8 protein-coding genes and 2 pseudogenes are annotated in these 10,475 nt (G+C 68.5%); 4 read left to right on the top strand and 6 right to left on the bottom strand.

The window, feature by feature from the left end; genetic code table 11:
• Positions 1-196 precede the first annotated feature (196 nt).
• Positions 197-550 carry a hypothetical protein gene (locus QZ753_RS15325; protein ID WP_294644812.1) on the bottom strand — a complete coding sequence of 118 codons (354 nt, stop codon included), beginning with the start codon at positions 548-550 and terminating at the stop codon, positions 197-199.
• A 185-nt stretch (positions 551-735) separates the two neighbouring features.
• Between QZ753_RS15325 and QZ753_RS15320 the strand changes: the two genes are divergently transcribed.
• Entirely contained in the window at positions 736-1,707 is a 972-nt protein-coding gene (locus QZ753_RS15320) for an NAD(P)-dependent oxidoreductase (RefSeq protein WP_294644810.1), read from the top strand.
• A 99-nt stretch (positions 1,708-1,806) separates the two neighbouring features.
• On the opposite strand, the gene QZ753_RS15315 is transcribed toward QZ753_RS15320, so the two are convergent.
• Both QZ753_RS15315 and QZ753_RS15310 read right to left on the bottom strand, forming a co-directional pair.
• Entirely contained in the window at positions 1,807-2,874 is a 1,068-nt protein-coding gene (locus QZ753_RS15315) for a calcium-binding protein (RefSeq protein WP_294644808.1), read from the bottom strand.
• 298 nt (positions 2,875-3,172) lie between these two features.
• Positions 3,173-3,535, bottom strand: coding sequence for a hypothetical protein (locus QZ753_RS15310; RefSeq protein ID WP_294644806.1), 363 nt, complete (start codon positions 3,533-3,535; stop codon positions 3,173-3,175).
• A gap of 210 nt (positions 3,536-3,745) precedes the next feature.
• On the opposite strand from QZ753_RS15310, the pseudogene QZ753_RS15305 reads away from it, so the two are divergent.
• Both QZ753_RS15305 and QZ753_RS15300 read left to right on the top strand, forming a co-directional pair.
• A pseudogene (locus QZ753_RS15305) lies at positions 3,746-5,179 on the top strand (mannose-1-phosphate guanylyltransferase/mannose-6-phosphate isomerase).
• Between the two features lie 51 nt (positions 5,180-5,230).
• A complete protein-coding gene (locus QZ753_RS15300) occupies positions 5,231-6,646 on the top strand; it encodes a phosphomannomutase (RefSeq protein ID WP_294644805.1) in 1,416 nt (471 codons plus the stop codon).
• 3 nt (positions 6,647-6,649) lie between these two features.
• Here the strand turns inward: QZ753_RS15300 and rfbD are convergent, their stop codons facing one another.
• Both rfbD and QZ753_RS15290 read right to left on the bottom strand, forming a co-directional pair.
• Positions 6,650-7,525: a dTDP-4-dehydrorhamnose reductase gene (rfbD, locus tag QZ753_RS15295; RefSeq protein WP_294644813.1), complete on the bottom strand. Its 876-nt coding sequence runs from the start codon at positions 7,523-7,525 to the stop codon at positions 6,650-6,652.
• Between the two features lie 36 nt (positions 7,526-7,561).
• Positions 7,562-8,480 (bottom strand): annotated as a pseudogene (locus tag QZ753_RS15290) (LysR family transcriptional regulator).
• 138 nt (positions 8,481-8,618) lie between these two features.
• Between QZ753_RS15290 and ampC the strand changes: the two are divergent.
• Positions 8,619-9,785 carry a class C beta-lactamase gene (gene ampC / locus QZ753_RS15285; protein ID WP_294644804.1) on the top strand — a complete coding sequence of 389 codons (1,167 nt, stop codon included), beginning with the start codon at positions 8,619-8,621 and terminating at the stop codon, positions 9,783-9,785.
• A 9-nt stretch (positions 9,786-9,794) separates the two neighbouring features.
• Here the strand turns inward: ampC and QZ753_RS15280 are convergent, their stop codons facing one another.
• Positions 9,795-10,169, bottom strand: a complete 375-nt coding sequence (locus QZ753_RS15280; RefSeq protein WP_294644802.1) for a response regulator — start codon at positions 10,167-10,169, stop codon at positions 9,795-9,797.
• Positions 10,170-10,475: the final 306 nt, after the last annotated feature.

Below are 10,475 nucleotides of genomic sequence, written 5' to 3'. Positions count from 1 at the left end.
GCCGGAGTTCGCCGCCGGTCGATATGCAACTACAGGATAACGAACCCATGTTTCACGTCGTCCTTTGCAATGCAAGAAAAGGAACGTGACAAGGTTTCCGCCGGGTTCGGCATGAACCCGGCAGACGTTGCGCTATGCGATGAATGTGACGCTGCCATGTACGGGGCGCGGGGCCGCGGCCCCGAACGGTGGCCGATCAGACCGCGGTCTCCTCGCCGGCCTCGGGACGCACCGTTCGATCCTGGCGCAGCGAGACCACCATGCCGGCGAGCGTGCGCAGCGGATCGGCCGCCGAGGCGGGCGCGGCGACGGGCGCCGCATCGGCCGCGTCGGCGACGAGGATCGTGTGTCGGTCGACGAGCGCCTGGGCCTGATCGCGGATGGCCTCGAGGTCGCGCCGCAGGGCCGCGCGGCGGAAGGGGCCGCCCTTTAGGAGCCCACTCAGGCGACTGAGAGCTTGAAGGCGCGCGCTCGCCGCTTCCAGCCGCTCCATCTGCGTCCAGAATTCAGCCTCGGCGGTTGGATCGACCCATGTCCGATTCTGAAGCATGCCCCAAGTCCCAGCGAATGCGATCCTTATAATGAGATGCAATTTGTCGGATCAAGCTTGTTCGGGCCTGTGAGACGGGCGGACGTCCCGCCGTGTGGCGCTCGGGGTGCTCCGAACTGCGAATTGGTTGATCCTTTCCATGTTGCACTGCATATGAACCGCAGGGATGCTGACGGAGGTCGCAGGTGAAGCAGGCGATGGTTGTGGGCGGGGCCGGGTTCATCGGGACCCACCTCTTGGCGCATCTGAAGGCGGAGGGGCGATACGACCGGCTGGTCAGCGTCGATATCCTGCCGCCCTCGCGGCCCGTCGCGGGCGTGGCCTACGAGGTCCACGACATCCGTGCGCCGTTCCCGGAGCGGCTCGACGGCGCCTATGACGCCATCTTCAACCTCGCCGCCGTCCATCGCACACCGGGGCATGAGCCGCATGAATACTACGAGACCAATCTCGGTGGGGCGCTCAACATCTGCGAGTTCGCCGCGCGCAACGGCATCGAGGCGATCCTCTTCACGAGCTCGATCGCGGTCTACGGTCCGGGCGAGGACCTGAAGACCGAGCGCTCGGTGCCCGAGCCGGTTTCCGACTACGGCCGCTCCAAGCTTCTGGCCGAGGGCATTCACCGCCAGTGGCTGGCGGGCGAGGCGGCGCGCCGCCTCGTGATCGCGCGGCCGGCCGTGATCTTCGGTCAGGGGGAGGGCGGCAACTTCACGCGCCTCGCCAAGGCGCTGCGCAAGGGCACGTTCGTCTATCCCGGCCGCAAGGACACGATCAAGTGCTGCGGCTATGTCGGCGAGATCGTGCGCTCGATGGACCATGCGATGGGTCTTGGCGAGCGCGAGTTCCTCTACAACTTCTGCTACCCGCGAGCCTACACGATCGAGGAGATCTGCCAGTCCTTCGAACGCGTCGCCGGCTACAAGCCGCCGCGCGGCGTCGTTCCGCAGCCGTTGATGAACGCGGCCGCCATTCCCTTCGAGGTCCTCAACCGGGTCGGCGTGCGCAACGGCATCGACCGCGAGCGCATCCTGAAGCTCGTCCGCTCGACCCGCGTCGAGCCGGCCGCGCTGCTGGCCAGCGGCTTCCGCTTCTCGACCGATCTCGACGGGTCGCTGCGCGACTGGAAGAGCCGCAGCACCGGCGACGTCATGGTCTGAGATGCGCCAGGTCGCCTCGCGGCGGGCCATTCCCCCGACGAAAAGGGCCGCCGGCGATCCGCCAGCGGCCCTTTTCTCGTTCTGCCCCTCGTCCTCGTCCTAGACAAGGAGGATGTGGTCGGCCTTGAGGTCGACGCCGGCGCCGATGAAGGCGATGTCCTGCGAGCCGCCAGCCGCTTCGCCGTTGGCGTCGTAGGAGAGGATGCCGGTCGCCTTGTTGTAGATCAGCTGGGCGTCGAAGCCGACGGCCTTGTTGATCGACAGGTCGGCCGGGTCCAGCGCGCCGTTGACCGCGCTGAGGTTGGCGAAGGCGCCCTGCGAGCGGTCGAGCACGATGAAGTCGTTGGCGTCGAAGTCGAAGATGTGGTCGCGATTGCCCGCGCCGGCTTCGGCGAAGACGAACTTGTCGACGCCGCCGTTGCCGTAGAGCCGGTCGTTGCCGGCGCCGCCGGTGATGACGTTGTCGGCGGTGTTGCCGGTGATGAGGTTGTTCAGGCTGTTGCCCGTGCCGTTGATCGCGGCCTCGCCGACGAGGCGCAGGTTCTCGATGTTGGCGTTGTCGGCGCCGGCATCGCCGAGCTTGACCGAGACGGTGGTGAAGATCTGGTCGTTGCCGCCGTTCGCCGTTTCGCCGGTCACCTTCTCGCCGACCGTATCGAAGACGTAGCTGTCGTCGCCGGCCGAGCCCTTGAAGATGTCGAGGCCGCCGCGGCCGTCGAGGAAGTCGTTGCCGGCGCCGCCGACGAGGACGTCCTGATAGCAGCTCGCCTTGACGATGTAGCGCTCGACGCTCTCGCCGGTGAGCGAGCCCGTTTGAAGGAAGCCGAAGGCGTAGGACTTCACCGTCACGGCCGTCGCGTCGCCGGTCCCCTCGGACGACATGACGATCCGCTTGTCGGAGGTGAGTTCCAACGTGTCGATGCCGTCGCCGCCGTCGAACTTCGAGCCGAACAGGAGCCCGGTGTTCTCGTTGACGATCAGGCGGTCGTCGCCGTTGCCGCCGTAGAATTCGCTCGAGGTGATCACGCCGCCGTTGTCCGGCGTCTGGAACACGTCGTTGCCGTCGAGGCCATGGATTGCGGCCTTCGTATAGAAGGTCGACGTCAGCGTGTCGTCGTTGTTGGTAAGCGAAACCTTACCGAAAGATAAAAATTTACTGAAATCCATGTCGACCCCCTGTTGTTGGTTAGCGATCTATTAATGACGCTACGGAGGGAGTCAATCGAATGAATAATAATAAGTTAATGATAACAATTTATGTCATATAGATCATTTCTGAATGGTTCCGCGAGCGTCTGACGCTGCGTCAGCCGGCGGTGGGTCGCGATCGGTGATGGCCTCGCGTCGGGGCGCGGACGCGCTCCGCCCGCGGTCGCTGGCAGCGGCCGGTGCGCGGGCTCCGGCGGAAGCAAAACCCGCCGACGCTAGGATGTGAGAGGGAAAGGTCGGCCGGGCGCCGGCCAGATCAGCGGATTTCGATCTGCCGCTTCTCGCAGATGTCGACGTCCTTCAGCACCTTGAAGGGCTTGGCCCTCGTGCGCGTCGTCGCCTGCCCGCGCGCGCGGGCAGGCGCGTTGAAGTTCACCGTGAAGGTGAAGATGCACTTGTTGTAGTCGTCGAAGATCGTGACCTGACGCGACGAGCCGGCGGTGAGGGGAATGCGCGTCAGGTTGCGGTTGTTGGCGACGAGCTCGCTGGCGAATGCGGTGACAGTGTAGATTGTCTCCGACGTCTCGTTCTGGAGTTCCACCTGCAGCGTCGCGGCGGACACCGGCGCGACCGAGGCCACGGTCAGGAGGGTCATGAGATAGGCCGTCGATCTGCGCATCGCTCGCATCCCTCGGTTCGCGGGTCACGCGCCTCAACCTGCGTCAGCGGCGATGCTTGGCAAGCCGGGCGGTGGCGGGTCATTAAGACCAATTCGAATGCTTTCTAGACAATGACGAACCTTTCCCGTCTATAGCGGGCCGATATGTCGGCAGCATCCCACGGGAGTCGCCGGGATCGGCGACGGTCGCACGAGGAAAGAGTGGAGCGCATGACGGCATCCAGCACGAACCGGACAGTTCATCCCGTCGTGATCGCAGGCGGCTCGGGAACGCGGCTCTGGCCGGTGTCGCGCGACACGATGCCCAAGCAGTTCGTCTCGCTTCTGGACTCCGGCCGCTCCACCTTCGAGGAGACGATCCTGCGCGTGTCCGGCCAGGGCTTCGCGCGCCCCGTCGTCGTCACCCATTCCGACTTCCGCTTCGTGGTGGCCGAGCAGCTCGCCGGCCTCGGGATCGAGGCCGACATCGTGCTCGAGCCCGAGCGTCGCGATTCGGCGGCGGCGATCGCTGTCGGCGCGCTGATCGCGGCCGGGCGCGACGAGGACGCCGTCTGCCTGGTGCTCGCCGCCGACCATCTGATCCCCGACGGCGAGCTCTTCACCGCCGACTGCCAGGAGGCAGCCGAAGCCGCCACGCGCTTCGAACGCATCATGCTCCTCGGCATCGAGCCGACCGGCCCGTCCACCGCCTACGGCTACATCGCGCCGGGCGCGCCGCTCGGCGACAGCGGCGCCTTCACGGTCGAGCGTTTCGCCGAGAAGCCGAACCGCGAGACGGCCGAGACCTATGTCGCGGAAGGCTATCGCTGGAACTCGGGCAACTTCGTCTTCCCCGCGCGCCTGATGCAGGAAGAGCTCTCGACCTTTGCGCCCGAGGTTCTGAATGCCGCGCGCGGCGCGCTGGAGGCCGCCGTGCGCGACCTCGACTTCCTGCGCCTCGACGCCGGCGCCTTCGCCAGGGCGCCGCGCATCTCGATCGACTACGCCGTCATGGAGAAGACCCGGCGCGCCGGCGTTCTGAAGACGCGCTTCCGCTGGTCCGACATCGGCTCGTGGGACGCGATGTTCGACGTCAAGGACAAGGACGAGGCCGGCAATGTCCTCGAGGGCGCCGTCAGCGTCCTCGACACGCATGGCTCCTTCGTGCGCTCCGACGAGGTGCTGACCACCGTCGTCGGCCTCGACGACGTCGTCGTTGTGAAGACGCCCGACGCCGTTCTCGTCACCTAGCGCGAGCGGGCCGGCGAGGTGAAGACGCTGGTCGCCAAGCTTCATGCCGAGAAGCGCCCCGAGGCCGGGCAGCACCACCGCATCCACCGCCCCTGGGGCTGGTACCAGCGGATCGACATCGGCGACCGGTTCCAGGTCAAGCATATCTGCGTCAAGCCGGGCGGCATCCTCAGCCTGCAGCGCCACTACCACCGCGCCGAGCACTGGGTCGTCGTGCGCGGCACCGCCGAGGTGACGGTCGACGGCGCGGTCAAGCTCTTCCACGAGAACGAGGCGGCCTACCTGCCGATCGGCTGCACCCATCGCCTGCACAACCCCGGCAAGATTCCGCTGAAGCTCATCGAGGTCCAGGTCGGCTCCTATACCGGCGAGGACGACATCGTGCGCATCGAGGACATCTACGCCCGCAATTGAGCCCAGCGGCTCCTGTTGCGTGCGGAACGAAGCGGAAGGGCAGGCCGGCGGATGAGCAGCTTGAAGTTCGGAACCAGCGGCCTGCGCGGCTTGGTGGTGGATCTCGTCGGTGGTCCGGCGGCGACGTGGACCGCGGCCTTTCTCGCCCATCTCGATGCGGCGGGGCTCGGCCCCACCGCGCGCGAGGTGATCGTCGGGCAGGATCTGCGTTCCTCGAGCCCGCAGATCGCGGCCGACTGCCTTCGTGCCTCGAGCGCCAACGGCTGGCATGCGCTCGACGCCGGCGCGCTGCCGACGCCGGCGCTCGCGCAGGAAGCCATCCGGCGCGGCGCGGCCGCGGTGATGGTCACGGGCAGCCATATCCCGGACGATCGAAACGGCCTGAAGTTCTATCGCCCCGACGGCGAGATCACCAAAACCGACGAGGCCGGCATCCGCGCCGCCTTCGAGGCGGGGGGCGAAGCGGCAACCGGAACGGGCGAAGCGCCGCAGAAGCTCGGTGGCCTCACCGAGACCTATATCGAGCGCATCGTCGGCTTCTTCGGGCCGGAGGCCCTGTCCGGTCTGCGGGTCGGCGTCTACCAGCAGAGCTCGGTCGCGAGAGACGTGCTCGTCGAAGCCTTGAGCCGCCTCGGCGCCCTGCCGGAGCCGCTCGCCCGCGCCGACCGCTTCATTCCCGTCGATACCGAAGCGCATCGCCCGGAGGATCTCGACCTCATCGCCGGCTGGACGGCGGACGGTCGCTTCGACGCCATCGTCTCGACCGACGGTGACGCGGATCGCCCGCTTCTCGCCGACGAGCGCGGGCACATCGTGCGCGGCGATCTTCTCGGCCTCCTGACCGCCCGCCGGCTCGGCGCCGACATCGTGGTGACGCCGGTCACCTCGTCGTCGAGCCTCGAGCGCGCACCGTTCCTTTCGCACGTCGTGCGCACGCGCGTCGGCTCGCCCTTCGTGATCGAGGGGATGGACGGGGCGGCGGGATCGGGCACCGTCGTCGGCTTCGAGGCGAACGGTGGTGTCCTCGTCGGCTCGGACGTGGAGCGGGACGGGCGCCGCCTGTCCGCGTTGAAGACGCGCGATGCGCTGCTTCCGATCGTCGCGACGCTCGCCGAGGCGAAGGCCGCCGGCCAGTCCGTGTCGCGTGTCGTCGAGGGGCTCGATGCGGGCGCGGCTGCCGCCGATCGCCTGCCCGAGATCGCGGCTGACAAGAGCACGCCCTTCCTCGCGATGCTGGCGGCGGGGGGCGAGGATGCGCAGCGCTTCTTTGCCGAGCGCGGCGCGATCACGGACGTCAACACGTTCGACGGCGTGCGCACGACGCTCGCCGATGGCTCGACCGTCCACTACCGCGCGTCCGGCAACGCGCCCGAATTGCGTTGCTACGTCGAAGCTGGGAGCGAGGCGGCCGCGGCCGACCTCCTCGCCTGGGGGCTCGCCGCCGCGCGGCGTCGTCTCGACGCCTGAGGCCTAAAGAAGGCGGTCGAGGACGGCCTTCGTCGACTGGCGCCAGTCGGGCAGGACGAGCCCGTAGACGCGGCCGAGCTTCTCGCCCGAGAGGCGCGAGTTCGCCGGGCGTCGTGCCGGCGTCGGATAGTCCGCCGTTCCGATCCGACCGACGGTGACGCGCTTGCCCGTGCGGGCCTCGCTTCCAGCGAAGATGACGTCCGCGAAATCCGCCCAGGTCGCCTCGCCCGAGCCCGTCAGATGGAAGATGCCGCGCAGGTTCGGGTCGGGGTCGGCCGCCAGGCGCTGCGCCACCGCGATCACCGCGTCGGCGATGTCGAGCGCGCTCGTCGGCGTGCCGTGCTGGTCGGCGACGACGTTCACCGCATCGCGCGTCTCGCCGAGCCGCAGCATCGTCTTCAGGAAGTTCGCGCCGAACGGCGAGTAGACCCAGGCCGTGCGCAGGATCGCGTGGTTCGGCTGCGCCTCCGCCACCCGCCGCTCGCCTTCGAGCTTCGAGCGGCCATAGACTGACACCGGTCCTGTCGGGTCGCTTTCGACATAAGGCTCGGTCTTCTCGCCCGAGAACACGTAGTCGGTCGACAGGTGGACGATGGGAACGCCGAAGTCGGCGGCCGCGGCCGCCAACGCGCCGGCGCCCTCGGCGTTGACCGCGAAGGCGAGATCCGGCTCGCTCTCCGCCTTGTCCACCGCGGTGTAGGCGGCGGCCGAGACGATGGCATTCGGCCGCGCGGCCGAGACGGCGGCGCGGATCGAGGCGGCGTCGGTAAGATCGAGGTCCGGGCGACCGAGCGCCACGACGTCCACGCCCGCGGCCGGGCCGCGCTCCAGAAGCGCCGAGACCACCTGTCCCTGCCGGCCCGTCACCACGATGCGCATCGATCGTTCCTCACGCTTCAAGTCGTCGGCCTCTCCTTACGAGGTGAGGGGCGTCGTTTCGAGCGAAAAGCTTGGCGCGGCCTCTTTCGCGGTCTCAGCTATCCAAGTCCGGAAGGCCGTCATCGCTGCGGTCTCGGCGCGCGAATGCAGCCGGGTCAGCCAGTACCGCCCGAGATCGACGGCGGCGCCGAACGGCTGGATCAGCCTCCCCGCGGCGAGATGCCGGCCGAAGAGGGCCGGCGGCGCGAGGGCGACGCCCGCGCCCATCAGCGCGGCCTCGACCATGGCGAGCGAGGTATCGAACGTGATGCCGGCCGGCATTCGAACGTCACCCTCGAGGCCGGCAAGCGCGAACCACTTGGCCCATTCGTCCGAGCGGTAGGAGCGCAGGAGCGCGTGGCTCAGAAGGTCTCGCGGCGCTGCCAGCCCCGCCGCCAGCGCGGGCGTGCAGAGCGGGCTCAAGGGCGCGTCGAGGATCGGCGCCGACCATGTGCCGTGCCACGCGCCGTCGCCGAAGCGGATGGCGTAGTCGAGCCCTTCGGCCGCCGGGTCGACGCGGTTGTTGTGGGTCGACAGGCGCAAATCCACGAACGGGTGTCGCTGCGCGAAGGCGGAGAGGCGCGGCACGAGCCAGCCGACCGCGAACGTGCCGACGGCTCCCAGCCGCAGCGTCTCGCGCATCGCGCCGTTCTCGAAGCGGGTCAGCGTGCCCGCCATCCGGTCGAACGCGTCGCTCACCCCCGGCAGCAGCATTTCGCCCTCGCGCGTCAGCATCAGGCCGCGCGGCAGGCGCTCGAACAGCGCGGCGCCGAGCGACTGCTCCAGCGCCTTGACCTGATGACTGACGGCCCCTTGCGTGACGTTCAGTTCGATCGCCGCGCGGGTGAACGACTGGGTGGCGTGCCGACGCCTCGAAGGCCCGCAGCGCCGTCAGCGGCAGATAGGGCCTCGCCATCCTCGTCCCCCAAATTTTTTCATGGCTCGCCCGAGAATTCGTGGTTTGCGCAGGGCGCCGCGAACTCGGCACATGCGGGGCAGGAAACCACGCCGGCACCGCTCCCGCCGCTGCCGCCATCCATAAGGTCCAGGCCTCATGTCCGCCACCCCGACCCTCCGATCCCTTGCCGCCTGGCTTGCCCTGACGGCCTGTCTCGCCTGCGGCTCGCCGAGCGCGAAGGCGGCCGAGGACGTGGCCATCGAGCGCCAGGTCCGGTCGGTCATCGAGCCTGTGATGCGCGCGGCGGCCATTCCCGGCATGGCCGTTGTCGTGGTCGAGAACGGCCGGCGCCATCATTTCAATTTCGGTGTCGATGCGCCCTCGGGCGGCAAGCCGGTGACGTCGGATACGCTGTTCGAACTCGGCTCCCTGTCGAAGACCTTCACCGCGACGCTCGGCGCCACGGCCGAGGCCGAGGGGCGCCTGTCGCTCGCCGACCCGGCCGAGCGCCTTGAGCCCGGGCTCGCCGGCCACCCGCTCGGCCGCGCGACGCTTCTCGATCTTGCGACCTACACGGCCGCGGGCCTGCCCCTTCAGTTCCCCGACGACGTGTCGGGCGCGGACGGCATCCTGCGATATTTCCAGACCTTCCGGCCCGCGGTCGAGCCGGGCGCCGTGCGGCTCTATTCCAACCCGTCGATCGGCCTTTTCGGCGAACTGGCCGGCCGTGCCCTCGGACCGGACTTCGCGGCGGCGATGACGCGCGAAATCCTGCCCGGCCTCGGCCTCGCCAGCACGTTCCTGGCGGTGCCGGAACGCGAGATGGCGCGCTACGCCCATGGCACCGCACCCGGCGGCGAGGCGATCCGCGTGTCGCCCGGCCCGCTCGACGGCCCGGCCTACGGTCTGAAGTCCTCAGCCGCCGACATGGCGCGCTTCCTGGAGGTGGAGATCGATCCGTCCACGCTCGCCGCCCCGCTTCGCGCCGGCGTCGAGGCGACCCATCTCGGGCATTTTCAGGTCGGCCCGGTGGTGCAGGGGCTCGGCTGGGAGCAGTATCCCTATCCCGTCGATGTCGAGACGCTGGTCGCCGGCAATTCCGCCGACATGGCGCTGAAGCCGCAAGCCGCGACGCGGCTCGACCCGTCGGAAGCCCCGCACGGCGCGGTTCTCTTCAACAAGACGGGCTCGACGCGCGGGTTCGGCGCCTATGCGGCCTTCGTGCCCGAGCGGCGGATCGGCGTCGTGTTCCTCGCCAACCGCAACTGGCCGAACGAGGCGCGCGTGCGCGCGGGCCACGCCATTCTCTCGACCCTCGACTGACGGATCGCCTCAGCCGCGCTCGAACAGGAGGCGCACAACGTTGTCGGGATCGGCCGGCTTCCGGAACACCGGCACGTCGTCGTATTCCTGCGGGATGATCCAGTCGTCGTAGCCGGTGACGAAGACGATCGGCACGTCGTGGAGGCGAAGGGCGTGGGCGACGGGGAAGACCTTATCGCCCGCAAGATTCACATCGAGGATCGCCGCGTCCAGGCGCTCGCCGCCTTCCAGAAGCTTCAGCGCATCCTCGACGCTCGCCACCGGCCCGACGACCTCGCCGCCTCCGCTGCGCACCGCGGCGGTCATCGCCTCGGCGGCGAAATACTCGTCTTCCACGATCAGGACGCGCTGACCGGACAGTTCCAAGGCACAGGCTGTGAACATGGCGCATTCCGCTCGCGCGCGATCTTTCCCCCGTGATGTAAGGGCTTCACAACCGCTTGGCGAATGAAATGGCGGTAAGAAAACCGTCCCGTCTATCGAAGAGGTCGCCGCGTCTGCGGCGATGATGGGGGCAAGCCGGGGGATCGGGCTTGTGCGCCGTCGCCCCCGATCGTTAGATCGCTTGGCATGACGGATGGGCGCAGGGACAGTCCGGGATGGTTGCCGAGCCTTTCGACGAGCTGCCGCCGGCTCTTCTTGCCGGCTTTGCCGACTGCCTCTGGCGGATGGACGGGGAGGGCATGGTGA

The organism is uncultured Aureimonas sp. (assembly GCF_913775355.1).
GTDB lineage: Bacteria > Pseudomonadota > Alphaproteobacteria > Rhizobiales > Rhizobiaceae > Aureimonas.
Note: the sequence above shows the minus strand (reverse complement) of the source record. Positions and strands in the feature narration are given on the sequence as shown.

Coding starts and splice junctions, on each gene's coding strand:
- rfbD (WP_294644813.1), bottom strand. CDS start 7,525: ATGCGCATCGTGGTGACGGGCCGGCAGGGACAGGTGGTCTCGGCGCTT.
- QZ753_RS15315 (WP_294644808.1), bottom strand. CDS start 2,874: ATGGATTTCAGTAAATTTTTATCTTTCGGTAAGGTTTCGCTTACCAAC.
- ampC (WP_294644804.1), top strand. CDS start 8,619: ATGTCCGCCACCCCGACCCTCCGATCCCTTGCCGCCTGGCTTGCCCTG.
- QZ753_RS15325 (WP_294644812.1), bottom strand. CDS start 550: ATGCTTCAGAATCGGACATGGGTCGATCCAACCGCCGAGGCTGAATTC.
- QZ753_RS15300 (WP_294644805.1), top strand. CDS start 5,231: ATGAGCAGCTTGAAGTTCGGAACCAGCGGCCTGCGCGGCTTGGTGGTG.
- QZ753_RS15310 (WP_294644806.1), bottom strand. CDS start 3,535: ATGCGCAGATCGACGGCCTATCTCATGACCCTCCTGACCGTGGCCTCG.
- QZ753_RS15280 (WP_294644802.1), bottom strand. CDS start 10,169: ATGTTCACAGCCTGTGCCTTGGAACTGTCCGGTCAGCGCGTCCTGATC.